Source organism: Alistipes sp. DJF_B185 (genome assembly GCF_964250025.1).
Classification (GTDB): domain Bacteria; phylum Bacteroidota; class Bacteroidia; order Bacteroidales; family Rikenellaceae; genus Alistipes; species Alistipes finegoldii.
This window is the reverse complement of the sequence record NZ_CAXUDY010000015.1, coordinates 1-26,316: the sequence shown is the minus strand read 5'-3', so window position 1 is coordinate 26,316 and position 26,316 is coordinate 1. Positions and strand designations below refer to the sequence as shown.

The 26,316-nt window shown below is 58.0% G+C and carries 19 protein-coding genes and 3 pseudogenes; 9 read left to right on the top strand and 13 right to left on the bottom strand.

Annotation, left to right across the window (positions count from 1 at the left end; translation table 11 throughout):
• The first annotated feature begins 6 nt into the window (after positions 1–6).
• The 4 genes from ACESTR_RS13625 (at position 7) to ACESTR_RS13610 (ending at position 8,454) form a co-directional block, all read left to right on the top strand.
• Complete coding sequence (locus ACESTR_RS13625) at positions 7–2,274, top strand: ATP-binding protein (protein WP_373179371.1); 2,268 nt, start codon at positions 7–9, stop codon at positions 2,272–2,274.
• A 159-nt stretch (positions 2,275–2,433) separates the two neighbouring features.
• Positions 2,434–5,835, top strand: coding sequence for an isoleucine--tRNA ligase (ileS, locus tag ACESTR_RS13620; protein ID WP_373179370.1), 3,402 nt, complete (start codon positions 2,434–2,436; stop codon positions 5,833–5,835).
• 174 nt (positions 5,836–6,009) lie between these two features.
• Positions 6,010–6,390: a TraR/DksA family transcriptional regulator gene (locus ACESTR_RS13615; RefSeq protein ID WP_009598700.1), complete on the top strand. Its 381-nt coding sequence runs from the start codon at positions 6,010–6,012 to the stop codon at positions 6,388–6,390.
• Between the two features lie 207 nt (positions 6,391–6,597).
• Positions 6,598–8,454: a hypothetical protein gene (locus ACESTR_RS13610; RefSeq protein WP_227042772.1), complete on the top strand. Its 1,857-nt coding sequence runs from the start codon at positions 6,598–6,600 to the stop codon at positions 8,452–8,454.
• A gap of 53 nt (positions 8,455–8,507) precedes the next feature.
• On the opposite strand, the gene ACESTR_RS13605 is transcribed toward ACESTR_RS13610, so the two are convergent.
• The 3 genes from ACESTR_RS13605 to ACESTR_RS13595 form a co-directional block, all read right to left on the bottom strand.
• Complete coding sequence (locus ACESTR_RS13605; protein ID WP_227042773.1) at positions 8,508–9,935, bottom strand: WG repeat-containing protein; 1,428 nt, start codon at positions 9,933–9,935, stop codon at positions 8,508–8,510.
• Positions 9,936–10,327: 392 nt separating this feature from the next.
• Positions 10,328–12,310, bottom strand: a complete 1,983-nt coding sequence (locus ACESTR_RS13600; protein WP_302270015.1) for a M56 family metallopeptidase — start codon at positions 12,308–12,310, stop codon at positions 10,328–10,330.
• Positions 12,311–12,312: 2 nt separating this feature from the next.
• Positions 12,313–12,678: a BlaI/MecI/CopY family transcriptional regulator gene (locus tag ACESTR_RS13595; RefSeq protein WP_009598699.1), complete on the bottom strand. Its 366-nt coding sequence runs from the start codon at positions 12,676–12,678 to the stop codon at positions 12,313–12,315.
• A 651-nt stretch (positions 12,679–13,329) separates the two neighbouring features.
• On the opposite strand from ACESTR_RS13595, the pseudogene ACESTR_RS13590 reads away from it, so the two are divergent.
• The 3 genes and pseudogenes from ACESTR_RS13590 to ACESTR_RS13580 form a co-directional block, all read left to right on the top strand.
• Positions 13,330–13,980, top strand: a pseudogene (locus ACESTR_RS13590) (metal-transporting ATPase); the annotation flags it as partial.
• Between the two features lie 151 nt (positions 13,981–14,131).
• On the top strand, positions 14,132–14,758 hold the full coding sequence (locus tag ACESTR_RS13585) for an OB-fold nucleic acid binding domain-containing protein (RefSeq protein ID WP_009597723.1): 627 nt from the start codon (positions 14,132–14,134) through the stop codon (positions 14,756–14,758).
• 33 nt (positions 14,759–14,791) lie between these two features.
• Positions 14,792–15,352: a PepSY-associated TM helix domain-containing protein gene (locus ACESTR_RS13580; protein WP_015547716.1), complete on the top strand. Its 561-nt coding sequence runs from the start codon at positions 14,792–14,794 to the stop codon at positions 15,350–15,352.
• Between the two features lie 72 nt (positions 15,353–15,424).
• Here the strand turns inward: ACESTR_RS13580 and ACESTR_RS13575 are convergent, their stop codons facing one another.
• From ACESTR_RS13575 to ACESTR_RS13545, 7 genes are read right to left on the bottom strand one after another with little or no spacing between them, the layout of a single operon-like run.
• Positions 15,425–16,648, bottom strand: coding sequence for a DUF4857 domain-containing protein (locus tag ACESTR_RS13575; RefSeq protein WP_009597715.1), 1,224 nt, complete (start codon positions 16,646–16,648; stop codon positions 15,425–15,427).
• 19 nt (positions 16,649–16,667) lie between these two features.
• Positions 16,668–17,339, bottom strand: coding sequence for a hypothetical protein (locus ACESTR_RS13570; RefSeq protein ID WP_014776532.1), 672 nt, complete (start codon positions 17,337–17,339; stop codon positions 16,668–16,670).
• Between the two features lie 9 nt (positions 17,340–17,348).
• Complete coding sequence (locus ACESTR_RS13565) at positions 17,349–18,236, bottom strand: ABC transporter ATP-binding protein (protein WP_009597708.1); 888 nt, start codon at positions 18,234–18,236, stop codon at positions 17,349–17,351.
• A 22-nt stretch (positions 18,237–18,258) separates the two neighbouring features.
• A complete protein-coding gene (locus ACESTR_RS13560; RefSeq protein ID WP_373179368.1) occupies positions 18,259–19,470 on the bottom strand; it encodes a DUF4876 domain-containing protein in 1,212 nt (403 codons plus the stop codon).
• A 43-nt stretch (positions 19,471–19,513) separates the two neighbouring features.
• Positions 19,514–21,016 (bottom strand): DUF6850 family outer membrane beta-barrel protein, encoded by a 1,503-nt coding sequence (locus ACESTR_RS13555; protein WP_244076793.1) that lies wholly within the window; start codon positions 21,014–21,016, stop codon positions 19,514–19,516.
• Positions 21,017–21,018: 2 nt separating this feature from the next.
• On the bottom strand, positions 21,019–21,408 hold the full coding sequence (locus ACESTR_RS13550; RefSeq protein WP_009597716.1) for a hypothetical protein: 390 nt from the start codon (positions 21,406–21,408) through the stop codon (positions 21,019–21,021).
• Between the two features lie 4 nt (positions 21,409–21,412).
• Positions 21,413–24,205 (bottom strand): carboxypeptidase regulatory-like domain-containing protein, encoded by a 2,793-nt coding sequence (locus ACESTR_RS13545; protein WP_373179367.1) that lies wholly within the window; start codon positions 24,203–24,205, stop codon positions 21,413–21,415.
• A gap of 217 nt (positions 24,206–24,422) precedes the next feature.
• Between ACESTR_RS13545 and ACESTR_RS13540 the strand changes: the two genes are divergently transcribed.
• Both ACESTR_RS13540 and ACESTR_RS13535 read left to right on the top strand, forming a co-directional pair.
• Positions 24,423–24,914, top strand: coding sequence for a flavodoxin (locus tag ACESTR_RS13540; RefSeq protein WP_009597720.1), 492 nt, complete (start codon positions 24,423–24,425; stop codon positions 24,912–24,914).
• Positions 24,915–24,916: 2 nt separating this feature from the next.
• Positions 24,917–25,297, top strand: a complete 381-nt coding sequence (locus tag ACESTR_RS13535) for a DUF2023 family protein (RefSeq protein ID WP_009597722.1) — start codon at positions 24,917–24,919, stop codon at positions 25,295–25,297.
• A gap of 25 nt (positions 25,298–25,322) precedes the next feature.
• Here ACESTR_RS13535 and ACESTR_RS13530 read toward each other — a convergent pair.
• From ACESTR_RS13530 to ACESTR_RS13520, 3 genes and pseudogenes are all read right to left on the bottom strand, one after another.
• Positions 25,323–25,625: pseudogene (locus ACESTR_RS13530) on the bottom strand (PfkB family carbohydrate kinase); the annotation flags it as partial.
• A 62-nt stretch (positions 25,626–25,687) separates the two neighbouring features.
• Positions 25,688–26,104, bottom strand: a complete 417-nt coding sequence (locus tag ACESTR_RS13525; RefSeq protein WP_009597725.1) for a relaxase/mobilization nuclease domain-containing protein — start codon at positions 26,102–26,104, stop codon at positions 25,688–25,690.
• A pseudogene (locus ACESTR_RS13520) lies at positions 26,089–26,316 on the bottom strand (hypothetical protein); the annotation flags it as partial. The pseudogene ACESTR_RS13520 and the gene ACESTR_RS13525, both read right to left, overlap by 16 nt.

Here is a 26,316-nt window from a genome sequence, read left to right as displayed (position 1 = left end):
TCCGTTATGTTTACCTCCGGCGCTCCCGATCTTCAATCGTTGATGCAGCTGCTCGACGCGGCCCAAATGGGGTGGTGGAAGGCGGATTTCCGCACGGGCGAACTGTTCTTCTCCGACTACATCGTCGATCTGCTGGGACTCGGCAGCAACCGGGCCGCAGTCGGGGAACTGATGCCGCTGACGCGCGAAGATTACCGGACACGGATACACAACGAATTCCTGTCGCTCAAGGTCGGAAACCATTTCGACGAAACGTTCCCCGTCGTACTGCCGGAAGGCGAAATATGGATCCATACGCAGCTCGTCCGCAAACAATCGGACCCGCAGCAGGGCATCAAACTCTTCGGCTACCTCCAGCGCGTTCCGGTCGCCGGCCGGAAAGAGGCGGACGTCCTCACGCTCGAAAGCAACTATTACGCGGTGCTGAAGGAGAACAAACACATGGACGAGCTGCTCGACCACCTGCCGATCGGCTACTTCCGCATCCGGCTGCTCTACGACGACGACGGCCGGGCGACCGACTACCTTTTCCTCTCGGTCAACCAGACGGCGCAGCAGATTCTGGGCGTAGACGCCGCCGATTACCTCGACAAGACCGCCCGCGAAATAGACATCCCCGTAGACCGGCACATCGACGAGCTGGCGGCCATCAGGCTGGGGGATTACAAGATGGACCAGTGGCATGCCTCCAAAACCGGCCGCTACTGCCGCAGCTTCCTCTACAACACCCCCAACGACGCGACGGAGATCGTGATCCTGATCCTCGACATCACGGACGTCGTCACGGCGCATCAGGCGCTCGACGAAAAGGAGAAACTGCTGCGCAACGTCATTCAGAACGCCCCGATCGGCATCGAGATATACGACCGCACAGGGCATCTGGTGGACATCAACGCCCGCGATCTGGAAATGTTCGGCGTAACCGATCCAGCAGGCATCCGGGGACTCAGCATTTTCGACAACCCCAACTTCTCGGCCGAGATCAAGGACTGCATCCGCGAAGGCCGGGGTACGGACTTCACCACACGCTACGATTTTTCGAAAGCCCGAAGCTATTACGACACCAGCCGGAGCGGCTACATCGACTGGACGGCCCGCATCCGGTGTCTCTACAACGACACGGGCGAAATCACCCACTACCTGCTCATCAACATCGACAACACGGAACTCCGCCAGACGCAGGACCGGCTCACGGAATTCGAAGCGCTGTTCCGCCTTATCTCCGAATACGCGCAGGTGGGATACACCAACTACAACCTCTGCAACAAAGAGGGTTATGCGCAGAGCGTCTGGCTGCGCAACTACGGCGAAGCCGACACGGCCGCCATCGGCGACGTCATCGGCAAATACCGTCATATCCACCCCGACGACCGCACGGTGCTGCTGAACCGGCTGGCGCAGTTCGAGTCCGGGGAGATACAGTCGGCATCGGTCTCCTGCCGCGTCCTGCACGACGACGGCCGGACGACATGGATCAAAATCCACCTCATCTGCCGCGACTACCGGCCGCAGGAGCAGGTCATCGACATGCTGGGGATCAATTACGACATCACGGCGCTCAAGCAGACCGAGCAGGAGCTGATCGCCGCCAAGGAGCGGGCCGAGGAGTCCAACAAGCTCAAGACGGCGTTCCTCGCCAACATGAGCCACGAAATCCGTACGCCGCTCAACGCCATCGTAGGTTTTTCGCAGCTGCTGACCACCGAGGAGGACCCCGAAGTGCGCAAAGAGTACAACGACATCGTGTCGCTCAACAACGGACTGCTGCTGCAGATCATATCCGACGTGCTGGACCTCTCGCGCATCGAATCGGGACGCATCGATCCGGTCAAGAGCCGTTTCGACCTGCGGACGCTCTGCCGCGAGGCCGTCGAAACGTTCCGCCTGCAGACTCCGGAGGAAGTCGTGCTGGACGTCGAAAAGGGACTGCCCTCCTGCACCGTCTGCCAATACAGGCAGGGGCTGATGCAGATATTGGCCAACTTCATCCGCAACGCACTGAAATTCACACCAAAAGGATTCGTCACGGTGGGATTCGAACGCAAACGGGACCGGCTGAGTCTCTATGTCCGCGACACGGGCATCGGCATTCCGGCCGAAGAGCTGGACAAAATCTTCGAACGGTTTTACAAGGTGGACACCTTCACGCAGGGCACCGGACTCGGACTTTCGATCTGCAAGAGCATCGCGGAGCAGATGGGCGCACAAATCGGCGTCGATTCCGCCGTCGGCGAAGGTTCCTGCTTCCGGGTCGAAATGCCGATCGCGGAATAAGCCCACGCCGTTTTTGCGGCGGCGGCCTAATCGGCGGAATTTTGCAGATTTTCAAATCTTTTTTATATCTTTGCGAGTTGTCGGAAAACGAATGACGTTTCCGGCAGTTCCGGCTTTGCTCCGGGTGCAGGATCCGAACGAAAACAAAACACATACACCATGAAGTTCAAAGAGTATAAAGGTCTCGATCTGGCGCAGACGGCCGCCGACGTGCTCGGCGAGTGGGACGCCCGCGATACATTCCATAAAAGCATCACCACGCGCGAAGGACACCCCGCGTTCGTATTTTACGAAGGCCCCCCGTCGGCCAACGGCACGCCGGGCATCCACCACGTCATGGCCCGTACGATCAAGGACGTTTTCTGCCGCTACAAAACGCAGCAGGGCTACCTCGTGCACCGCAAGGCGGGCTGGGATACGCACGGACTTCCGGTCGAACTGGGCGTCGAGAAGAAGCTCGGCATCACCAAGGAGGACATCGGCAAAAAGATCACCATCGAGGAGTACAACCGCACCTGCCGCGAAGCCGTCATGGAGTTTACGGGCATGTGGGAGGACCTGACCCGCAAAATGGGTTACTGGGTCAACATGGACGATCCCTACATCACCTACGACAACAAATACATCGAGACGCTGTGGTGGCTCCTCAAGCAGCTCTTCGACAAGGGGCTGCTCTACAAGGGCTACACCATCCAACCCTACTCGCCGGCGGCGGGAACGGGTCTCTCGACCCACGAGCTGAACCAGCCCGGCTGCTACCGCGACGTGAAGGACACGACCTGCACGGCGCAGTTCGAAGTCATCCGCGACCAGAAGAGCGAGAAGCTTTTCGCCGGCGTCGAGGGACCGCTCTATTTCTTGGCTTGGACTACCACGCCGTGGACCCTGCCCTCGAACACGGCGCTGGCCGTAGGTCCCGCGATCGAATACGTCAAGGTCAAATGCCGCAACCCCTATACCGACCGTCCGCAGACGGTCATCCTCGCCAAAGAGCTCGTGCCCGCATACTTCACCAAGAAGATGGAGGGAACCTATGAGATCACGGGCGAAAGCTGGAAGGGTCCCGAACTGGAAGGCATCCGCTACGAGCAGCTCATCCCGTGGGTAAAGCCGATGGGCGACGCGTTCCGCGTGATCGTCGGCGACTACGTGACCACTTCGGACGGTACGGGCATCGTGCATATCGCGCCGACGTTCGGCGCCGACGACGACCGCGTAGGCCGCGCCGCAGGCATTGCGCCGCTGTTCATGGTGGACAAGGCCGGCAAAAATCAGCCGATGGTAGACAGGCAGGGCAAATTCTTTCTGCTGGAGGAGCTCGATCCCGAATTCGTGAAAAATAATGTCGACGCCGCAAAATACAGGGAGTATGCGGGCCGTTATGTGAAAAACGCATACGATCCGAATATCGCCTGCGATGCCGAGACGACGCTCGACATCGACATCGCGGTGATGCTCAAAGCCGAAAACAAGGCCTTCAAGATCGAGAAGCACACCCACTCCTACCCCCACTGCTGGCGTACGGACAAACCGGTGCTCTACTACCCGCTCGACTCGTGGTTCATCCGCACCACGGCCCTGCGCGAGCGGATGATCGAACTAAACAAGACGATCCGCTGGAAGCCCGAATCGACCGGCACGGGCCGTTTCGGCAAGTGGCTCGAAGGATTGGTGGACTGGAACCTTTCGCGTTCGCGCTTCTGGGGAACCCCGCTGCCGGTATGGGCGACGGAGGACTACTCGGAGCTGAAGTGCATCGGCTCGATCGAAGAGCTGACGGGCGAAATCGAAAAGTCGGTCGCCGCAGGCTTCATGAAGGAGAATCCCTACAAAAATTTCAAGGTCGGCGACATGTCGGCGGAGAACTATTCGACCAAAAATATCGACCTGCACCGCCCCTATGTGGACGGCATCGTGCTGGTCTCGTCGAAGGGCGAGCCGATGAAGCGCGAAAGCGACTTGATCGACGTGTGGTTCGATTCGGGAGCCATGCCCTATGCGCAGCTGCACTACCCGTTCGAGAACGGCGGCGAGCATTTCAAGACGGTCTATCCGGCCGACTTCATCGCCGAAGGCGTGGACCAGACGCGCGGCTGGTTCTTCACGCTGCACGCCATCGCCTCGATGCTGTTCGACTCGGTGGCTTTCAAGAACATCATTTCGAACGGTCTTGTGCTCGACAAGAACGGCAACAAGATGTCCAAGCGCCTGGGCAACGGCGTCGATCCGTTCGAGGTGCTGGCCACCTACGGAGCCGACGCCACGCGCTGGTACATGATCTCCAACTCGCAGCCGTGGGACAACCTCAAATTCGATAGGGACGGCGTGGACGAAGTGCGCCGCAAGTTCTTCGGAACGCTCTACAATACCTATTCGTTCTTCGCCCTCTACGCCAACGTGGACGGATTTACGGGCCGGGAGCCGGAGGTTCCCGTGGAGAAGCGTCCGGAGATCGACCGCTGGATCATCTCGCTGCTCAACACGCTGGTCAGGGACGTGACGCGTTCGCTCGAAGATTACGACCCGACGCCTGCGGCGCGCGCCATTCAGGAGTTCGTGGGCGAAAACCTCTCCAACTGGTACGTACGCCTCAACCGCAAGCGTTTCTGGGGCGGCGGCATGAACGAGGACAAACTGGCGGCCTATCAGACGCTTTACACCTGTCTGGAGACCGTTTCGATGCTCGCGGCGCCGTTCGCACCGTTCATCTCGGACCGCATTTTCTGCGACCTGAACGCCGTAAGCGGCCGCCATACGGACGAATCGGTACACCTCTCGACCTTCCCGAAGGCCGACGGGAAGCTGATCGACGCCGATCTGGAAGAGATGATGTCGCTGGCCCAGCGCGTATCGTCGATGGTGCTGGCCCTGCGCCGCAAAGTCTCGATCAAGGTGCGCCAGCCGCTGACCAAAATACTGATTCCGGTGCTCGACCCGGCAATGGCGCAGCATATCGCCGCCGTGAAGACGCTCATCATGAACGAGGTGAATGTCAAGGAGATCGAGCTGATCGAGAACACGGCGGGCATTATCACCAAGCGCATCAAGCCCAACTTCAAGACGCTGGGACCGCGCTACGGCAAATACATGAAGCAGATCGCCGCCATGACCGCGGAGTTCACGCAGGAGCGGATCGCCGAAATCGAAGCCGCTCCGGAGACGATCCTCGACCTCGGCGCCGAGAAGATCGCCGTAACCCCCGCCGATTTCGAGATCACCTCGGAGGACATGCCGGGCTGGCTCGTGGCGTCGGAAGGCAAGCTGACCGTGGCGCTCGACATCACCGTAACGGAGGAGCTGCGCGCGGAAGGCGTGGCACGCGAGTTGATAAACCGCATCCAGAATATCCGCAAGGATTCGGGATTCGAAGTGACGGACAAGATCCGGGTCGAGATCGAGCAGAAGGAGCTTGTGGCCGACGCCGTCGCCAAATACGCCGGTTACATCGCATCGCAGACGCTGGCCGTCGAGGTCAAGACCGCGGCACAACCTGCGGGCGGAGTGATCGTCGATTCGGATGTCGATGACGAGCCGGTACGGATCGCCGTAACGCGGATTTAGCCCGTCCGGAACGTCTCCAAGTCCCTTTTTCGGTGAATTTGGAACGGCAAGCGTTTCATGCTGAGCACGATGCGCGGGTATGTCCGGGCGGAATCGTATAATGAGATGTAAAATTTGGTATTTACGAAAAAAATAGTTAATTTTACATAAAACCTAATTAAGGAGAAGACGACTATGGCAGACGAAAGAACGAGATACAGCGACGCCGAACTCGAAGAGTTCAAGCAGCTTATCCTGAAGAAGCTGGAGAACGCGCGTGCGGACTACGAGCTGCTGCGCGCCACTATCACCCACACGGCAGACAACGACACGGAAGATACCTCGCCGACGTTCAAGGTCCTCGAAGAGGGCGCAGCGACTCTCTCGAAAGAGGAGAGCGGACGCTTGGCGGCGCACCAGATGAAGTTCATACGCAATCTGGAAATGGCGCTCGTGCGTATCGAGAATAAGACTTACGGCATCTGTAAAACCACGGGCAAGCTCATTCCCAAGGAGCGCCTGATGAAAGTGCCCCACGCCACCGAGTGTATCGAGGCCAAGGAGGGACGCAGGTAGAACCGGAAGGGCGCGCAGACGGACTCCGACGTGGCGTCACGGCCCCGGTACGATTCCGGAAGGCGGAAAAATCGCAGGACATGCCCGGAGATAACATCCGCAGAGAGTGTATATTGAGGAAAAGACGACCGTCACGGCCGTCTTTTCCTGTTTCGGGGAGCCGCTTTTTTATACGTTTTGCCGAAAAATTACGTTATCTTTGATGACATGTATCGCCGGATCTGCATACTCGTACTAACCGTCCTCGCGGCAGTGAGCGTCTGTTTCGCCCGAACGGCCGGTCCCGGCATGCGCGGTCCCGAAATAACTTCGCCCAACATAAACTCGCCCGACGGATTCAAGCCCGACAGCCTGAACACCGCCACCTCCGAGCGCAATCAAAGGCTATATGACAGCATCCAGTCCAAGACTAACCGCCGCGCCGTGCCGCGCATGCTCTACAGAATGCTTTTCGTAAAGCCCGTGCTGGACACCACATTCAGCGGCCGCGTAGTGGACGAAAGCCGCCTGCTGGAACCCTATGCGGGAAAAACCGTGGGCGACATCACCATCGAGCGTCAGCATCCCTTCGACTCCGACGGCAACTGGCTCGAACGCACGGGCAACAAGATACACATGCTGACGCGCGACCGGGTCATCCGCCGCGACCTGCTCTTCAAGCCGGGCGACAAGATCGACCCGCAGCTGATCGTGCGCAACAAGCAGCTGCTCCGCTCGCGCCCCTACATCTCCGACGTCGATATCACCCTGATGCCCGATTCGCTGGATTCGACACGCGTCAATATGGTCATATGCACCCGTGACAGCTGGACGATCAGCGTCGACGGCGCCATCCACGGCGAGGGCCGCACGATGGTCGGACTGTCGGACGCCAACATTTTCGGCTGGGGCAACACCCTGAAGTTCAATACCAACTTCAGCCGCAAAGACTTCTCATACGGCGGCAACATCGTCGAATACGAAATCCCCAACGTTCTGGGAAGTTTCTACACGGCGGATTTTTCGGCCGGACGCGACTTCTACAACTCGGAGCTGAACATGGGGCTGCGCAAGGAGTTCATACGTCCGACGGACTATGAAATCGGCCTTACGTACAGCGATGTCAAGTCGAAGCGCTACATGATCGACCTCGACACTTCGCTGCTCATCAAGGTCCGCAATCTGGACGCATGGGGCGGCAAGTCGCGCTATATCCGCTCCATCAATTCGAGCATATATTTCACGGGACGCTACAGCTACGCCCGTTTCAGCCGGCGGCCGCTGGTAGCCCCCAACCACAACCCCGCGCTGCACGACTACGACGCCATGCTCTTCGGGGCCGGTCTCTACCGCGAGAAGTTCTATTCGGCCAACATGATCTACGGATTCGGCACAAGGGAGTACCTTGCGACGGGTTACAAGGCCGAGCTGGTCGGCGGATACTCGTGGGGCGAATTCAACGACGAAATGTATCTGGGCATGACCTATACGACCGGCGGATTCCGCTCGGTGGGCTATGTCATGGGAAGTATCACGCTGGGAAGCTATATCGACCTCGCAACCGGCATGTGGCGCCATAGTGCGGTGGACGTGGACCTGAAGTGGTTCTCGAACCTGTTCATGTTCAAACGCAGCCGCATCCGCCAGTTTCTGGCCTTCAACTATACGCAGGGCTGGAACCGCGGCACGGGCAGCGACGAAATAATCCGCATGACCCGCATAAACGGACTGCAGGCGCTCAAGGAGCATGTCACCGGCACCAACCGCATGATCCTCAACACGGAGACCGTATTTTTCACGCCCTATCAGCCCCTCGGCTTCCGTATCGCCCTGTTCGGATTCGCCGACTTCGGACTGATCGGCTATTCCCCCAACATCTTCAAGAACGACTTCTTCACTTCGTTCGGCTTCGGCGTGCGCATCAAGAACGAAAGGCTGATTTTCAACACGATACAGATACGTCTGGGACTCGCCTTCGGCAAACGCGGACTGGTCGAGAGCGAATATGTCCGCGTATCGAACCAGACCCGCATCGAACAATACCGTTACCGTCCGACACGGCCCGAAATCGTGGGATTCAAATAAGTCGGCGGACCGGACAGCCAACAAAAAAACGGAGGTCTCGGACCTCCGTTTTTTTATTGCCCTTCGACGATCTGCCCCTTGTCGTCGATCGTCATCACCCGGTCGTACTGTTTCACTTTCGCCGTAAAGTCGTGGAAATCTTCGGCTTCCTGATACTTGCAGGGAACGACCTCTTCGCCCTTGCGGTTGATATAGCCGTACCCCAGCCCCTTGACGAAAACGCGGGCCAGACCGCAGCTGAAAGGATATGCCTCGTGGTATTTGAAGGGTACGACGAGCTGGCCGTTCGTGGCGATATAGCCCCAGCGGGCGTCGTAGAAATCCTCGGAATTTACGCCGAAACGCATCACCGGGGCGCGCATCTCGCTGAACTCGCCGGCATCGTCCCACTTGGCGGGAAGCACTTCGCGCCCTTCGGTGTCGATATACCCGCAGCGCGGCTCCATCCCCTGAAAATTCATGCCGTAAAGGTTGGTATTGAACGGCGCCAGACCGTCATGGAACTCCCCGATGCGTTTATAGCGGAACGAGCTGACTTCATTGCCGTTGCGGTCCACCAGTCCGTAATTGACATTGTTGTAGCTCACCACGGCGACACCGCCCGAAAAGGGCCGCGCCACGGCGAAACGGGGCGTAATCGCCACATTGCCCTTTACGTCCACATAGCCGTAATTGCCGAACTGTTCGAGCATAAAGGCCGCAAGTCCTTCACCCGGCGTATCGAGGTAGTAGTACCGGCAGGGAATCGTCTCGCGGCCCAGCGTGTCGATCAATCCCCACTGCCCGCCGTAAGGCTCGTCGCGCAGCACCATGCTGCCGCCGTAGTTCGTCCGGGCATAGCCGTCCTTGAAATCGGAAATGTAGGTGAAAAAGCAGGGAAGCACCTCGCGACCGTCGGCGTCCAAGAAGCCGTGCTTGCCGCCGCTCGTCACGGGAATCAGCCCGTATGCGTTAGGCTCGCCGATCAGGTTGTAGTCGCACGGCACGACCACTTCACCGTTTTCGCGCAGATAGCCCCACTTGCCGTCGCGCAGCACGCGCATCCAGCCCCGCTCGTCCGGCTCGCCGATTTCGGAATACAGGCAGGGAATAACCATCTTCCCCGACTTATCAACGCGGCCCCAAAGCTCGCCCGCGGCCTGCACCCACGCCATGCCGTCCTCAAACGGTTCGGCAAGCACGAACTGCGGAGCGATCACGAGCCGTCCCACGGTGTCGATATATCCCCAAGCTCCTTCGGGGACCTGCACCGCAGCCAGTCCGTCGGCAAATCGGCGGGCGTCGGCATAGCGGCATTCGATCGCCAGCCGCCCCGTTCCATCGACATAGCCCCAGCGGCCTACGCCCTCGTTGATGTCGAGCACGGCCGCGCGGTTGTCGCTCACCTCCCCTACTTCGGCATATTTGGCCGTACGCTTCTCGAACGACCGGCCGCACGAGACGAGCGTTACGACTGTAAGAAAAAATAGCAGGCGTTTCATAGCTTCTGTTTTGTGTTTCCCATGCAAAGATAGCGCAAGCCGGGCGCAGAACCAAATTTTTCGGTTTTGCACGGAACGGTTCTCCGCAGGGAAGGCGTCGTCCCGGCAAAACCGACGGCGGCCGGGCTGAAAATTCACCGCGCCGACACCCGCCGAGACTGCCGCCAACCGGAATTTACGCCGGCAAGGACAACTTGTCACGGACGATTTCCGCAAGTTTCGGGCCTGCATTGCCCGCACGCCGAAAAAACCCGGAACGGCAGAACCGTTCCGGGCGCGAACTTTTTATGCTTATGGCGGTTGGTTTTCGTCGTGTACAACCGGACGGCAACGGATTTTATCGTCTCAACCCGGCAATCCGTCCCCCTCCGGCTGTCTGCGGTTACCTGCGGCTATCTGCGCGTCGTAATCTTGATTACGCCCTCGCTGCCGGCACCGTATTCCTTGGCGGCCTCCTTGCCCCGCAACACCTCCATACGCTTGATTTTCTGGGGTGCAAGCCGAAGCACGTCCGCTTTGGACGCTTGCTCGCCGTTAATGAAAATCACGTAGTTATCCGGTATCTCCGAAGGATTGTGCAGCGTGACGCGGCCCGTAAAGACCGTTTTGCCGGACTCCGTTTTCGAATGATCCACGCGCGTCGTGCCTTCGCCGGTCGTAACGCGCCAATAAGACGGCGTTTCCGACGCCGTCCCGCCGACCGCACCCGCGACGACCGCCCCGCCGTCAGCAGTATCGGCGGAGGAGTCCTGCATATCGACTGCGATCGCCTCGGAGAAGGAGATTTCCGACTTTGCCTGCGCGCGGGCTTCGTCCAGCTGCTTCTGCGCCGTTTCGAGCTGTTTCTGCGCCTGCTTCCACTCCTCGGCCGACATATACCGGCGTGCCGCATCCAGCCCGGCACGGGCGGCCTGCATCCCCGCTTCGGCTGCTTTCAGGCCGGCGTCCGCAGCCTGCATCGTCTGTCCGGTCATAATGCGCATCATCCCCTCCGCAGCAGCGGAATCTTCCCCCTGCACGGCGGCGTCCTTGGTAATGCGGATCGACCGGACGTTTCCGGACAACTCTTCCAAGTCGCCGGCATCGACGTCCCGCCCGTTTATTTTCCAGACCATGTCTCCGCCGAGCGAGTCTCGCCTGCCGTCGATCCTGTAGGTCATCGTACGCACCCTCCCCGCAAGGGAATCAGGCTCTGTCCCGGCTCCGCGCACCACGACGGCAGTCGAACTGCTGTTGCCGCCGTACGTGAACGTCTGCATCTGCGGGTCGGCACCGCCCTCCTTCGTCGTGACGATAATCACGCCGTCCCGGCCCTTTTCACCGTACTGGGCTTCCGACGCAGCATCCTTGAGCACCGAAATCGAAGCGATCCGGTCGGGCGACAGCGAATCGATCGATCTCACTTCGCGGCCGTCCACCAGAATCAGCGGATTGCCGGATTTTCCGTCCGAAGGGTCGATTTTTGCGTTCCGAATGAGAATCGTAACATTTTCTTTTTTACCTTTGTCATCAGGAAACACATAGGCGGTGCGGGCGAACGCTCCGAGGGCGAGTCCCGCAAGCGGCAGCACGAAAAGCACTCTGGCTACGGCCCACCGCGACGATCTTTTACGTAACATCATGGTAATACGGTTTTTAAGTTTACTGTGATTAAAGCTGTTGGCGACTGAGTACCACCTCCCGCCGGCAGCTTTCCTTATTAATAATAGTTGATAATGTTTCGCATCGACGCCGCTGTCGAGGACAGCCTCGTCGGCTTCGTATTCGTGAATGGCCCGCAGTTCGCGGCGAAGCAGCCACATCGCGGGATTGAACCACTGGAGGCAGCCCGCGAGATCGGTGAGCAGCAGATCGACTGAATGGCGCAAACGCAGATGAGCCTTTTCGTGCAGGACGATCGCGTCGCCGTTTTCGGCCAAATCCTTCTCTGACAATACGATATAACGATACCAGCTGAAAGGCGTCACCGAGCGGCCGATACGCACCAGCACCGTTCCGTCGGCCAGACGTTCACGACGTCCCCGGCGGATCATGCGGATCACGCCGAAAACCGATCCGAACGTCCAGAGCAGCGTCGCCCCCGCTCCGGTCAGAAAAACAAGGGCCGCGGCCTTATCCCACGGAAACGGTTCGGGCTGCGGTTCGGCAGGCGCCTCGAAGAGCTGCTCCGCAGCCGGCATCTCCGGTGCGGCAGGCAGTTCACGGTAGATCGTAATGACGCAGAACGGCAGTATAAACGACAGCACCATAGCCGCCAGCACCACGATACGGTTCAGGCGGTGGAAGGTCTCGCGGCTCAGCAGCAGTTTGAAAAAGAGGTAAAACACCGCCAGACAGGCGCCGACCTTCAGGCTGTAGATCATCAGGGCGTACATGGCTACCGGCGGTTTTGATTTTCGATGCGGTCGATCAGCTCTCGAAGGTCCTCGACCGAAATCTTCTCCTCCTCGACCAGCGCGGAAACCGCCCCAAGATAGGAATTCTCGAAATACTTGCTGATGACACCGCCAAGCGTGCGGCGGGAAAACTCCTCTTCGGTCACCACCGGATAATACTGATAGGTGCTTCCGAAGGTCTTGTGACCGACATAGCCCTTGGCTTCGAGAGCGCGGACCATCGTCGAAAGCGTATTGAAATGGGGTTTAGGCTCAGCGGCCAGCGCGACCAGTTCCCGCACGAACAGCGGGCCGTGTTCCCAGAAACAGCGCATCAGTTCCTCTTCCCTTCGTGTCAGTTTTTCCATAGCGTCGGTTGTTTTTAAAACCGGGCAAACGAGTATATCCCGGTGTCCGCCAGCAAAGGTAACTAAAAAAAATTCACATCCAACTATTTTACATAGTTTTTAAACTAAAAAATATAGTTTGCATCTGACAAACAGAAATTCAATCCCCAAATTCGTCGCAAACAATACCCGACAGACCGATCCGCCCCACCGGGAACTGCACAAAAAATCCCCGGCCTTTTCGGGTGCGGGATTAAAGTAATGTAACGACTTGATTTATATGGTAGTTACATTTTTGTATAGGAGAGTAGGTAACGAGAAGGCAACGGTTTGTTTTCAGCTTCTTGCGCTCAAATACCGCATTTCAAATAACCTATCGCAAGATACGAAAAATTTTCGAGATGGGCAAATTAGGCAGGGTCAACCGGCGAGTGCAATTTTAAGAAATTAGTTTAAAGAACTTTTTTAGACGAAGAAAATTTTAATTTTCCCGATGTCTTCTGTTCATTGTATTGCACTTGTTTAATAAACTCTTCCGTTAACACAAAGAAATCTGCCCCATTCAGTATATATTGTCTGATGGTTTATTCTGATTTTCAATTGCCTCTTTTCTGTCAGGGGAAGCATATGAATCGACAAAACATACTTTTGTACCGATAGTTTTTGCAATTTTCTTATGACAAAAGAATTCGCTGCCATGGTCGCTGTGTCGCAATGGTCGGGGACGGCATCAACGACAGTGCGGCGCTGGCGCAGGCCGATCTGGGCATTGCCATGGGGCAGGGGAGCGACATTGCGATCGACGTGGAGAAGGTCACGATTCTTTCGTCCGACCTGACGAAGATCGCCGCGGCGGTCCGCCTTTCGGCCGCGACCGTGCGCACCGTTCGGCAGAACCTTTTCTGGGCGTTTATCTACAACCTGATCGGCGTGCCTGTCGCCGCTGGCGTGCTCTATCCGCTGACCAGGTTTCTGCTCAATTCGATGCTCGTCGGGGCCGCCATGGCCCTGAGTAGTGTGAGCGTTGTAGCCAATAGCCTGCAGCTGAGTACAAAACGGCTCGGCACGAAAGCCGTCCATAAAATAAATACAGAATTTATAACCAAAAAACAAACAGCCATGAAAAAAGAGTATCGTATCGAAGGAATGATGTGCAACCACTGCCGAATGCATGTCGAAAAGGCCCTGAACGGCATCGAAGGTCTCCGTGCCGTTGTTACTCTCGATCCTCCTGCCGCGACGGTCGAATTCACTGGGCGGGAGCCGGAGCTGGCCGAATTGCAGCGGGTGCTGAGCGAAGATTATAAGATCACGGAGCGTTGAAACCCCGGTCTCGGAGCGGCCGCTATCCATCTATAAAGGTATTGCGGCTCCTGAAAACCCCTAAAATTAGGTATTGCCGTTCCCGGCGTAATGTCGTTTCTTTGTATTACTAAAATCTGCCGAGACGCTGCGGGACGGCCCGTTGCGCCGAATGCGGAAAACGAAGAAAAAATTCAAACCGATTATGAGACATTTCGTTTATTGTGCGGCGCTTGCAGCCGCCGTATTTTTCCTTGCTGGGTGCGGCGGGAACCCGAATAAAAAGAACGCTTCGGAGACTCAAACCTCAGAAACGCAGAGTTCCGTCATGGAGGTCGATAACCTGCTCGCCGATGCTGAGAAGTTGACCGGCGGCAAGGTGACGGTCGAGGGCGTCTGCACGCATATCTGCCGCCACGGGGGCCGCAAGATTTTCCTAATGGGAACCGACGATACGCAGGTGATCCGCATTGAAGCCGGAGAGAAGATCGGCAGCTTCAAGCCCGAATGCGTGAACAACGTCGTGCGGGTGACGGGCACGCTGGTCGAAGACCGGATCGACGAGGCTTACCTTGCCGAGTGGGAGCTGCGGCTCAAGGACCAGATCGCCCGGCAGCACGGCGAGGGCGAAGCCGGATGCAGCGCCGAACATCAGGCCCGCGGCGAATCGGTTGCCAGCAGCACCGAAAAGCGTATCGCCGACTTCCGTGCCCGTATCGCCGACCGCAAAGCCAAAGAAGGCAAGGAATACCTTTCGTTCTACCATGTGGACGGCGGGAGTTATGAAGTTTTGAAATAAGAAGTTTTGCACGTCATGGGGACACGGTCGTTTATGTCCGCCGTGAGGAAATGGAGCAGGCCCGTTCACCGCGACCTCTCCTTTTTCTTTTCGGGCGTACTGCTGATTTATGCGGTTTCGGGCTTCATGCTCAACCACAAACGCGATTTCAATTCCGATTATTCGGTGCGCCGGACCGAGCTGGTCTTCGCACAGGAGATACCGCGCGCCGAGCAGGAGTGGACCCGTGCGCGGGCCGAGGAACTGCTCCTGCGCGTCGGCGAGGAGGGCAATTACCTGAAACATTACTTTCCCGAACCGGACCGGTTGAAAGTCTTTATCCGGGGCGGCAGTTCGCTGACGGTCGATCTGGCGTCGGGACACGCCGTCTACGAGTCGATCCGCAAGCGGCCCGTGCTGAGCAGTCTGAACCGGCTGCATTACAATCCGTCGCGCTGGTGGACGGTCTTTTCGGATGTCTTTTTAGCGGGATTGATCGTAATCGTGCTTTCCGGGCTGGTGATGATGCGCGGCCCGAAAGGATTGCGGGGCCGCGGAGGCGTCGAGCTGATCGCGGGGATTCTGATTCCGCTGCTGTTTATTTTCCTGACCTGATCCGGGAAACTGCGTGTGATAAAAGGGCGGACGTCGAAAACGTCCGCCCTTCTCTTGCGTATGGGTTTGTTGTCATCGTTTTGCCGTGCCGAATACCAGCAGCGGGACGAAGAGGAAGAGTCCGAACAAGACGACGCCGACGGTCTGCCAGAGCCGTCCGCCGGGCGATCTGCGGCGGATGAGCGCATAGAACGCGCCGAGCGCGAGTCCCAGCCAGAGGGCCTGAAACGACACCTCCGCAATCCGGGGCTTTACGTAGCCGTCCAGCGGCGAGGTGAACGACAGTTCGAAGGGAAACAGGTATTTTGCGTACTCGGCCCATGCCTGCGGTTTCTCTTCGGGGCGGTATTCGTCCGCCAGTGAATAGTCGCGGGCGTTCACGGCGACATAGCGTTTCGATTCGGCGCCTTGGATGGTGACCGTCCAGTAGAACATGTCGCCGATGATCATCATGTTCTCCCGTGTGGGGCCGAATTTCCCGACGGGAATCTCGTGCAGTTTGTAATCCTCCGCACCGAGCGTATAGAAACGCTTTTTGCTGTCCACCAGAAAACCGAGACTTTTGCGGTCGGCGAACTCCGTGACGAAAATCTGGCCGATTTGCAGCGAGTCCGCAACGTCGGTACGGCGCACGAACGGGCGGCCGCGGACCTGCTTCATGTGGTAGACGCGCTGCGCGTCGTCCACCAGCAGGTAGCCGTTGTCGTACCGCTTGCGCGTCGAGGGGTTGCCGGAGACGACGCGGGCCGGGAACGAAAATCCCTTGTCCCGCAGGACTTTGGTGAATGCCGCGCTCTTCTTTTGGTCGATGGTGTTGGTCTCCATATCGACGAACTCGATTCCCTCGCCGGTGATGCGGAACACGTCCGTCGCCGGTTCTAAATCGATGCGGTCGGGCATCGATTCCAGCAGTTGATAGACCGTCGGTCTGCGGCGGTTGATTTCGCCGGGCGACGTGCGGAACATGAAGTTCGTGCGCTCCACGTCGCGCGATTCGACCGCCACGCCCTCGATTTCGGACGGAAACCTCCCTTCGGCGGCGAGTTGGCGGTAATAGAACGTCGGCAGGATACTGTCGAACTGCTGCTGGGTGTAGGTGTTGCCCTGCAGATCGCGTCCGGCGACGTTGTTTTCGCGGTCGAAATCCACCGATGCGAATCCGTGCGTCACGCAGCTGTAGAGCGTGAACGGCGACCACGAAGGCGATGCGAACACGAACGCGTAGCACCACGGCAGCAGCCATGCCAGCAGAAGCGCCGCAAGGAGGATTATTCCGGTTTTGATACTCTTTATCATAGATTTGTCGTTTTGCGGGTTAATCCTGACATCCCTGCTTGAAACGGTATACCGAAAGCAGCGGGAAGAACAGCGAACATACCAGCAGCAGCGCCAGCCACGGCAGCATGCCGTCGTAGGCCTGCGGGGTGTCGGAGAGGAAGAAGATCCGGCAGACGCCCACGGCGATCAGCAGATTCGCCAGCCGCCGTTTCCATGTGGGTTCGAGACAGATCCATGCCGTCAGCAGGTAGAGCGTCAGCCCGGCCAGATACCACGGCAGCGCCGTCAGCAGAATCCGCGCGACCAGTTCGGGCGCCAGCAGGGCGTGGAAGTACCCCCACAGCACGGCGGTTTGCACGATGAACAGCAATGCCAGCGCTCCCAGCCCGATGCCTGACATCAGCAGAATCATCTTCCACTGTGGAAAGGGCAGGTGAAGCGTCAGCTTCAGCCGTTTCTGGGCCATTTCGGGGACGAACTGAACCACTGCGAGCAATACGCCCAGCAGGGCCGGCAGGTATTGGAGAATGTCGATGAAGACAACTTCCTTTTCGAGCATCACCTCCCAGACGTGCGCCGCACCCTTGAAGGTTATCACCCGTTGGACGCGCAGCAGCGCATAGGCGGTGGCTCCGAAGAGGAACAATGCGCTCAGCGGATAGAAGCAGCGCATTTTGATCCACTCTTTGTAGAATATGGCTTTGATCATAATTCGGGTTTAGTATTTTCCGGTCAGTCCGATGAAAGCGTCTTCGAGGTTCAGCGTTTCGCCGCGCAGGTCGCTGCAGACAATGCCCGCGCGCTCCAGCACGCCCTGTACCGTCGCAGGGGAGTCGAACGAATAGAGTTCGGCGCGCCCGTTCACGACGCTCGGGTGGTAGAGGCCGTCGCCGGCGGGGATCGTGACGTCGGCGCCCGGCGTGAAGGTGTATCGCCGGAACGTGCCGAGCAGTTCGCCGACGGGCATCTGTACCAGAATGCTTCCGTAATCCATGATGATACAGTCGTCCACGAGCTTTTCCATGTCCTGAATGATGTGCGAGGTAAGGAAAACGGTCTTCTCCTCGCTCTGCGCATAGTCGCGCAGGTATTCCACGAACAGGCGGCGGTAACCGGGGTCCAGCCCCATCGAGAAGTCGTCGAGCACGAGCAGATCGGCGTTCTGGGCGAGAATCAGCCCTAAGGCCACCTGCGAACGCTGTCCGCACGACATGCGCGAGATGCGCTGCCGGGGCGCCACCTTCAGCATTTCCATCAGTCCGTAATAGGCGTCGCGGTTCCAGCGGGGATAAAACCGCGCATAGAACCGTTCGATCTGCTCGATGGTCATGAAGGCGTACTGCACGTGTCCCTCGATCAGCAGGGCGATCCGGGCGCGGGTTTCGGGCCGCATCGTGCGGATATCCTCGCCGAAGATCAGACACTGTCCGGCGCGCGGTTGGAGATAGCCGCTCAGAATGTTGATGGTCGTGGTTTTTCCGGTGCCGTTTTTACCCAAAAGTCCGAGGATCCGCCCGCGCGGAACCTCGAAACTCAGGTCTTTGTATATCAGCCGCTCCCCGTAACAATGGGTGAGGTTGCGGCATTCGATGACAGAATCGGTCATAAAGAATGGTCGTTCTTCCGGCTTACTTGATCAGCGACGCCTTCGTATTGGACTCGAAGTCGTTGGTCGAGTTGTTCGAGTCGATGAGTTTGCCGCTGGAACCGCTCTTGCGGATCACCGACTTGCCGAAGCGGCCGGCATCTCCGTCGGCCGTACCGCACCATGCGTAACCTGCGTCGAGCGAAGCGTCCCACGGGGCGATGTAGTATGCGTCGCGGCAGCCTGTGTTCACGGCGTCGAGTATCCATTCGTTAGGCACGCGGTAGCAGTTGCGCAGCGGCAGCGTGTAGTCCGAGCCGTTCGGGGAGTGGAAGATATACTGGGCGTCTTTGAGCGGGTATTCGGCGAGGAACTGCTCTGCAGTCAGGCCGACGGGCGGCATGGCGATAGCCACGGCGTTGAAGCCGCGGTTGTGGAGCACTTGGACCGTCAATGTCGAAGCGTACCATTTGTCGAGGTTGGGCACGTCGGGGTTGTCGATATCCAGATAGTTCTCGTTCGACGAAACGTCGTACCACTCGAAATCGGCTTTCGTGGCGTCCCACGAGTTCGGGTTGCCGATGGTGTGGTTCTGGGCGTTGTTGACGACGATCAGCGACTCGCCGGCTTTGACCAGCACATCCTGTCCGTTGCCGGGAATGCAGTAGAACGCATTGCCCGCACAACACTCCTTGCGGAAGTCCTTGCCTTCGATCATCTCGCTGTTCATGCCCGAATTGAGTCCGCTCGAAAGGATCAGCATCATGCCGTCGGCATAGAGGTCTTCGTCGGAGTTGTTACGGATCTTGATGTACTGGTCGCCCAGCCACTTGTCAGGCTTTCCCGTTTCGGGAAGCGCCGTGCCTGTGAAGTAGATCTCCTCGATCACGAATTCGCCGGCTTGCAGCGTGATGTCGCTCTGTTTGATGGTTACGGTCGCCAGAACGGTGCTCTTGCCGCTCCGCGTCACGTTCACGACGGTCGAACGTTCCGTCCCCGTTTCGTTCTCATCGACGGACAGCACCAGCGCTTTGCCCGAAGATTCGGCTTTATTGATCTGAACCCACGACGCAGCATCGGCGGGAATATTCACGTCGAAATTTTCCTCGGGCACGTTTACCAGCACATTGCCGCCGAGCGCGCGCAAGATTTCGGATACGACGACGGGATTGACCGTTTCTTCGGGATCGTCGGTGCAGGATGCGAAGCCCGCTGCGAAGAGGGCCGTGGTGAGAATTAAGAAAAGCTTTTTCATAATTGGTTTTTATTATTGGTTTGACAAATATTGGTTCGATCGTTTAGAACAGGATGCCGAACGTCGCCGTCAGAACGTGTTCGGACAATCCTCCGCTGTAAAACCGGGGCGTCCACCCCGCCTCGGCGAAGCAGGCCAGATTCCGGCTCAGGCGGCGTTCGGCCCGCAGGGACACCTCGGGGGAGACGGCCCGGCCGCTCAGCCGCGCCGCCGTGTAAGTCAGGTATTCCGAAATGTTGTTCAGCACGTTGCTGAGCGAAACCTCCTCGTCGGGCGAGACGTAACAGCCGATTCCTGCCGTCGCTTTCACGCGCCACTGCGGACGGAGCCATTCTGCGCTGCCGCGTACCGCTCCGCAGAACTGCGCGAGCCGCATCCGCCGTGCCGGATAGGCGTACGTGGCCGTGGACTGCCGCCATTCCGCGCGGGGACTGAGCATGTAATTCACCGTGCCGCGCCGCCATTCGACGGTCGCTTCGGCGTCGGCGTGCCAGATACGGTTCTTATACATCGCCTGTTCATCGACGATGACGCTGTGTCCCGTACGGTCGGCTATCATTTCGATACTGCGGCGCAGTTCATAGCCGCCTCCGGCGCGCAGGCTCCAGCGGCCGCTGCGGTAGGCTGCGGAGAGGGTCGCCTGACGGGTTTTGAGCCGGGTTATGGGGACCGTGTTGTTGGATTTGTTGAGCCGCTCCGTCGTAAGGCTTTCGAATGCGGCACGGGCATACCAGCCTTTCGCGTGCCGCGGCATGAGCTGTGCCGCCAGCAGACAACCCTTTCCGTCATAGCCGATGTTGAAACTCTCGCTGTTCAGTGAATAGCGGGTGTAATAACTGCCCAGTCCGGTCATATACAGCTCGGAAGAGCTGGCGCCGGGCGGATAGAAAAAGTCTATGTCCTGATCCTGTTTATAGAGCCGCCCCTGCAGGTCCAGCCCCAAAACGTACTGAGGGAACTGCATGCCTACGCCGAGTTTGATCGTGAAATCCGACACGACGTTGTGGGGCCGCGGATCGACCTGACGGTATTCCTGTCCGGCGCGGTAGTCGCCCCGGATCGCAAGGTCGAAGCGTCCCACCCGGTGGACATAGCCGCCGCCGAAAGCATATTCCTCGGTCGAGAGGTTTCCTCCGGCGGAATCCGCCGTGATGCAGGGATAGAGCAGCAGGTAGTCGGCCGTGGAGTTCCAGCAGACGTTGCGGCGGTTGCCGCGGACGTACCGGGCGTCTGCCCACGCTGCCGACCGCTCGCTGAGCCGCCGGTAGCTTTCGGCATAAAATCCCCCGTCGAAGGCTCCGTCGCCCAGCGGCTGCAGCAGCGCCTCCTGCTCACGGCGCAGGTCGATGCGGAGCGAGATCTGCGAAAGCGACTGTTCGCTGCGGTAGAGCATCATCGCGGGCGACTCCGTATGAAATCCGGCTACGGCCCGTTCGTCCTCCGCGCTGAAAACGGAAGAACGCTCCAATACGCCGAGCGTATCGCGCTGGGCGGAAGCGGCGGCGGGCAGCAGCGCCAGTATCGACAGAAAAAGGGCCTTCATCATCGTCAGATCGATTTTAGTAACAACACGATCGATTCGCTGTCCTCTACCCAAGTCATTGCTGCTGGAATCTGATTGTAATCCGTGCAGCGCAGAATCTTCTTTTCTCCGGTCGAATAGGTCGCGTCGGCTTCGACGATGAACGTGTAAACCCCTTTGCGGAGCCGTATTGTCGCGCTGTTCTGTTCGGCGGCGGGAAATGGCACCCGCTCTCCGGAGTTGATATTGTCGAAGTAGGAGATGTCCGTGCGTATTTCCAGCTTTTCGACGGGGCGGCTGTCCGGCATCACGAACCGGATGGACAGTTCGGTGAAAATCGAATCGTCTTTTTCGCAGGCCGAAAACAGCAGTGCGGAGAGCAGAAACAGGGTCCGTATGGTAGATTTCATCATCATCGCATTACAGTTTGAAGTTGAGTTCCATGCCGAAATAGGGGCTGGAATAGCGGCGTACCAGTGCGCTGGTCTCGTTTCTGTACGAAGGACTGTATGTGAACAGCCGGTTTACGAAAATCGCAATGTTGAGCCGGTCGCGGTAAAGCCGTTTCGAGATTTTGAGATTGACGTTCATACTGAAAGGCGTGAGACGGTAGAGATAGGCTTCTTTCGATACGTTGTCGTGGATCATATGCTGCAAAATACCGTCGGCTGCCGACTCGGCCGTAAACGGATGTTCCTGTAACTGCAGGTCGAGGTAGCTGGTCGGCGCAGGATTGCACCATTCGGCCTTCATGCCGGAAAACCACTGGCATTGGAACGACGTGGAGAAAATCAGCCCCAGTTTGGGAATCTGGGTGTCGAGCAGGAAATTGGTGTTGCATACTTCGTGAAACGTGTTGTCGTCCTGATCGTAAAGCCCGATGTAAGGATAGGGCGTCCCTTCTGCGAGCTGTACGGTCGTCAGGACGTACTGGGGTTCGCTGTTCTCATAGCGGGTTTTGAAATAGGCGCCCGAGACGATGAGTTTCGTGGCCAGCCCCCGGATGCGCCGCGTGGAGAGCGAGAATTCGATGCCCTGCTTGAATGTGCGGCTTCCGTTGGTCTTGACGCCGACGGTCTGGAATACCGTTTTGTCCTTGTAGGGAAGCCATTCGAGCTGCGGCGGTCCGGTGAACTCCATATTCTTGAGCGGTCCGGTGTCGTATTCGCGGTAGGTCCGGGTGAGTACGTCGGTCGAGGTGCGGAATCCCGAGGTCATATTCTCCCGGAAATAGGTTACCGACAATCCGTATCCGTTCCACTCCGCATTGCCGCGCACCTCCCATTTGAAGTTCCGCGCCGCCTTCAGGTCGTAATTGGTGGGGTCGTGCTTGAAGACTTCCACATTGATACGGCGTTTCGATTCGTCGTCCGCCGGGAAATAGTTGAGCCGCGTGTAATAGGAGTAGTCCGGTTCGGGGAAGAGCTGGTCGAGCGTAGGCGTTTTGGTGTGCCATCCCGCGCCGCCCGCGAATGTGATGCGCATCGGGTCGCCTGCCATGTCGAACGCCGGAAGCGTCACCGAGAGGTTGGCACGCGGATCGAAATGGAATTTGCCCTGCAGGGTGTAACGGCTTCCGAGATTGGCCATGGCCGTCGTACGCAGTCCGGCCATTATCTCGATCCGCCACTCGCCGGCCGTAATCGTCGTATTGTCCTCCAGAAACGCCGAGAGCCGGTGCAGCGCCGGCAGGGCGTCGTAACGCCGCGGATGGGAACTCATCAGGTCGGTAAATGGGCGCGTCACGTCGTAAAGCAGACCGCCACCGTAATTTTTCGACATGTTCCATTCGGCTCCGATGCGGATCGTGTTGCGGCTCAGCGGGGTGTCGGCTCCCAGCAGGGCTGCCGCCTTGGCGTTGGCGTAGAACGGTTTGTTGTCCACCTGCAGGGTCGCTTCATAGCGGACCGGCAGCACTTCCATATCGAAGACGCCCTCTTCGACTGCCGTGCGTATAGGGACGTTGCCGCTGTTCGCTCGGTAACGCCAGCGGTCGATCAGGTCGAATTCGGAAGAGACGGAAGCGGAAAAATCGAAGCTGCGGAAAAAATTCGCACCCTTGGATTCGGCGGTGAAATTCACCGCCGCGACGACGTTGTTGTAACTCGATTTGTAGCGTTCGAGGGGGATGCCCGCCGGGCCTTCGTCGATATCCCGGTCGCTTTTTTGGCGGTCGAAAGAGCCAGTGTAGTCGAGCGATCCGCCCAACGTGTAACGGTAGGCCGAGGTGCTTTCCCAGCGTTTCTTCATGCGCCAAGATCCGGTCGCACGCTGGTAGTTCTGGCGCGTATTGCGCGGGTCGTCGTGGGAGTTGAGCCATGTCGCGCCGACGTTCATCGTCAGCAGGTCGGCCGGAGCGCCCCATTCGAATCCTTTGCCGACATAGAGCAGCTGGCTGCCCAGATCCGCTTTGAAGCGGGCTTCGAGGTTGCGGCCTCCCTCCTTGCGCTTGATCTTGATCAGTCCGCTGGTCAGATCGCCGTATTCGACCGACGGAATGCCCTGCTGAATCTCTACCGAAGCTATTTCATCGGTCGGCATCGTGCGCATGTCGACGCCTCTGTTCAATGAAATATTATTGCCGACGGTCGTTCCCGAATTGTATGTCATGCCCGCGTCGTTCGACATCGGAATTCCGTCCATGACGAACGAAACGCCGAGCGATGTAGTCTGGTAATCGCTGTTCGAGGTGCCGATCTCGCGCAGATGAATGTGGTTCGAGGAGGAAAACGAGGGGTCGGAGGCCCGTCCGCCGGGCAGCAGTTCGAGCAGGTCCCCGAAACTCGACGGCTGGATGTGGTTCATCGCGTCCCGGCCGATATGCACGCCCGAGACCGGTCCCCGCACTTGGGTCGCCGTGACTACGACCTCGCGGATCTGCGTGTCGCTTGTCCGGAGCCGGACGGTCCGCAGCATGTCGCTGCCGCTGACGGGCCGTACCTCCATCCGTTGGGAGACATATCCGATATATGAGATATCCGCATTGTAGGTATTCGCGGGCAGGGTGAAACGTGCCCGGCCCTCCTCATCGGTCGTCGTCGCGTAGGCCTTTCCCCCCCCCGACATAGGAGTCAGCGCCACCGTAGCATACGCCAGCGGATTGTGCAGGGAATCGGTAACTTCGAACGTGATCCCGGCGTCGGGCCGGCCGGACTGCCCGTACGTGTACGCAGGCAGCAGGATAAATAGCAAATATTTCAGGAGTAGCCGCATAGTTCTGTTTTCACGGGACAAAAGTATAGCGCCCCGGCATATGCGGCAATCGCCATATCTTGGTAAATTGCATTGCAATCATCACCAATAATAATGAGTTGCGTTCGTGCGGCATCCCATCATAATGCTATCCGGCCGCGCCAAAACCCCTAAAATCCGGTATTGACGATCCGGTGGGAATGCTGTTTCTTTGCCGTAAACCAAAAACGACGAAATTATGACTGGTATCTTTTTCGGCAGTACGATGGGCACGACCGAGGCCGTGGCTGCGGATATTGCCAAACAATTGGGCGTCGCGGACGCCGATGTACACAATGTGGCCGATACGCCGGCCGGCGAAGTGCAGAAATACGACCTGCTCGTGCTGGGTTCTTCGACGTGGGGCGCAGGCGAATTGCAGGACGACTGGTACGGCTTTTTGGATCAGCTGAAGGCGCAGGATCTGAGCGGTAAAAAGGTGGCGCTTTTCGGCTGCGGCGACAGCGGTTCCTATCCCGATACGTTCTGCGATGCCGTCGGGCTGATTTACGACGGCTTGCAGCAGAGCGGCTGCACGTTCGTCGGAGCCTATGCGCCCGAAGGGTATGACGAAACAGGTTCGCTGGTCTGCCGCGGCGGAAAGTTCGTGGGACTTGCCGTCGATGAAAGCGCGCCCGACAAGACCGACCGGCGGGTTGCCGCATGGTGCGAACAGATTAAAAACGAGTAACGATGAGCGCCGAGGAGTTCAGCCGTTACGATTCGATGAAGCTGTTCCTGCACCAGATTTACGAGTTCCAGAAAGGTGTACGGAGTCTGGTGCTCTGCACGATGTGCCGCACCTGCGCTTCTCTGCTCTCCGAGCGGCTGGAAAGGCTGGGTATCGCTTACCGGATTCAGTCGGTGACCGACAGCAAGGTGAATCTTTACTTCGGCAACCGCATGTGTCTGGAGACCGTGGCGACATTCATCCACAAGCCGCTCAACGAACTCTCCGCCGAGGAGGATTTCATGCTCGGCGCGATGCTCGGCTACGACATCGCCGGGCAGTGCGAACGTTATTGCAAACGAAAGTCTCCGGGTGTTTCATCAGAACAAGCGGCGGTCAACTGACCGCCGCCTATTCCTTTCTGATCTGCGCCGTGAACGAATCCCCCGCGCCGACACCGTCGGCCACTTCGACGTGCGGCGTGGCGACGTACGACATGCCGTCCGGAGTGAATACATGGCTTCCGACGGCGCCGCAGGTGAGTATCACGGTACGGAGTCCGTATTTTTCGAGCAGGTCGCGGCACTGCGCCTGTATGCCGAACATCCGGCTTACGACGGTCAACTCCTCGTCGTTTGTTTTCAGAATATTGCTGCGGCAGAGCGAGTCGTGGACCACCTCCGGCGAATAGAAATGCTGCCGCAGGTTGATGTCGAAGATCTTATAATGTCCCGCTGCGCAAAAAACGGAACCGCGGAAAAGCCACAGTCCCGATTCTTTGCCGTTGCTCTCCGTTATTCTGTTTCGAAATCATGCGACAGCTTATGTCCGTTCTCATCGACACGCAACGATACCAGATGGAGATGCTCTCTGGAAATGTCATTATGCTTGAAAACAATATAAGGTTGATCTCCATATCCCATACGTTCCATATACTCCTTGGCGGTTTCCCGTAACTGTTCGCCTGTCAGTTTGTCTTCGGGCGAAGGATTCAGTAAAACATGGAATACCGTATTGGTCGTTCTGCGGTTGGCTTCGAGGTATGGCCGGAAACTATCCATACAAGCGTCGATATCCATTCGCCCGTGTTTATCGAACGGTTCGAGCATCTTCTGCCAGAGGAGCACTTCGGCTTCATCCTTATCCACTTTCTCCTTGTTATAATACAACGCTCCACTGGGCGAGGGGCGCGATCTTATATTCGCAACCATTCCTTAGCTTGTTTGGCAAGGTTCAGTATCTTGATACTAAAGGCTTTCAATTCCCTCATGCGCTGTTCCAATGCGGCGATCTGATGCGGAATCGTGACGTTGGAAAAGTGCGAATTGACAGCTTTTACAATCTGATTATGTAGGCTAAGTACCCGGCGCCTTGTCATATTTCTATGATAGGTTTCCCAATACTCGCCTCCGAACCGGACGTA

Bases quoted from the DNA above. Each gene is read 5' to 3' on its own strand.
- ACESTR_RS13625 (WP_373179371.1), top strand. From the start codon at position 7: ATGTTTACCTCCGGCGCTCCCGATCTTCAATCGTTGATGCAGCTGCTC.
- ileS (WP_373179370.1), top strand. From the start codon at position 2,434: ATGAAGTTCAAAGAGTATAAAGGTCTCGATCTGGCGCAGACGGCCGCC.
- ACESTR_RS13615 (WP_009598700.1), top strand. From the start codon at position 6,010: ATGGCAGACGAAAGAACGAGATACAGCGACGCCGAACTCGAAGAGTTC.
- ACESTR_RS13610 (WP_227042772.1), top strand. From the start codon at position 6,598: ATGTATCGCCGGATCTGCATACTCGTACTAACCGTCCTCGCGGCAGTG.
- ACESTR_RS13605 (WP_227042773.1), bottom strand. From the start codon at position 9,935: ATGAAACGCCTGCTATTTTTTCTTACAGTCGTAACGCTCGTCTCGTGC.
- ACESTR_RS13600 (WP_302270015.1), bottom strand. From the start codon at position 12,310: ATGTACGCCCTGATGATCTACAGCCTGAAGGTCGGCGCCTGTCTGGCG.
- ACESTR_RS13595 (WP_009598699.1), bottom strand. From the start codon at position 12,678: ATGGAAAAACTGACACGAAGGGAAGAGGAACTGATGCGCTGTTTCTGG.
- ACESTR_RS13585 (WP_009597723.1), top strand. From the start codon at position 14,132: ATGCGGAAAACGAAGAAAAAATTCAAACCGATTATGAGACATTTCGTT.
- ACESTR_RS13580 (WP_015547716.1), top strand. From the start codon at position 14,792: ATGTCCGCCGTGAGGAAATGGAGCAGGCCCGTTCACCGCGACCTCTCC.
- ACESTR_RS13575 (WP_009597715.1), bottom strand. From the start codon at position 16,648: ATGATAAAGAGTATCAAAACCGGAATAATCCTCCTTGCGGCGCTTCTG.
- ACESTR_RS13570 (WP_014776532.1), bottom strand. From the start codon at position 17,339: ATGATCAAAGCCATATTCTACAAAGAGTGGATCAAAATGCGCTGCTTC.
- ACESTR_RS13565 (WP_009597708.1), bottom strand. From the start codon at position 18,236: ATGACCGATTCTGTCATCGAATGCCGCAACCTCACCCATTGTTACGGG.
- ACESTR_RS13560 (WP_373179368.1), bottom strand. From the start codon at position 19,470: ATGAAAAAGCTTTTCTTAATTCTCACCACGGCCCTCTTCGCAGCGGGC.
- ACESTR_RS13555 (WP_244076793.1), bottom strand. From the start codon at position 21,016: ATGATGAAGGCCCTTTTTCTGTCGATACTGGCGCTGCTGCCCGCCGCC.
- ACESTR_RS13550 (WP_009597716.1), bottom strand. From the start codon at position 21,408: ATGATGATGAAATCTACCATACGGACCCTGTTTCTGCTCTCCGCACTG.
- ACESTR_RS13545 (WP_373179367.1), bottom strand. From the start codon at position 24,205: ATGCGGCTACTCCTGAAATATTTGCTATTTATCCTGCTGCCTGCGTAC.
- ACESTR_RS13540 (WP_009597720.1), top strand. From the start codon at position 24,423: ATGACTGGTATCTTTTTCGGCAGTACGATGGGCACGACCGAGGCCGTG.
- ACESTR_RS13535 (WP_009597722.1), top strand. From the start codon at position 24,917: ATGAGCGCCGAGGAGTTCAGCCGTTACGATTCGATGAAGCTGTTCCTG.
- ACESTR_RS13525 (WP_009597725.1), bottom strand. From the start codon at position 26,104: ATGGTTGCGAATATAAGATCGCGCCCCTCGCCCAGTGGAGCGTTGTAT.